The organism is Rhizobium sp. SVR5-9E (genome assembly GCF_056755095.1).
Window position 1 is genome coordinate 1 of record NZ_JBNDHS010000254.1, and the last position, 435, is coordinate 435.

Consider the following 435-nt stretch of genomic DNA (forward strand, 5'->3'; position numbering starts at 1 on the left):
CGGGTCTTCCCTGGAATCTGGCGATAGGAATCTTGTTCAGCCGTTCATCAATGCTGTAGCAGGTATTGCCGACAAACATCACGGCCGTCTGCACTTTATTAATCCTTACATTTCCGACCGGTGTAAAAGGAATGTTGATCTGTTTATCCGATTCAGATTTTACAGTGGAAGTCATGTGTTTTCTGAAGAAAAACTCGGTGTGTTCCAGCAGAATTTCAGACGATTCGTAAGGTTGCGTAAATGCTATAGCATGTGCCGGAACCGGATGTGTATAAATAGACGGCGTTAATAATTTTGCAAGCTTTTCCAGGATTCTGGCATTAACGGTCTGTATTTCGTTGTTGGCTTTAAAGACTTCTGTACTGAATGCATCGATCAGCAATTTCACAAACGGATCCAGCGACTGCGGGCTTTTTAGTCCCCATACTTTGGTGG

Annotated in this window: 1 protein-coding gene; it reads right to left on the reverse strand. The window is 43.7% G+C overall.

What is annotated here, in order from left to right; all coding sequences use genetic code 11:
• The coding region (locus ACPYOJ_RS34675; RefSeq protein ID WP_481420273.1) for a type VI secretion system baseplate subunit TssF at nucleotides 1–435 on the reverse strand (435 nt) is incomplete at both ends.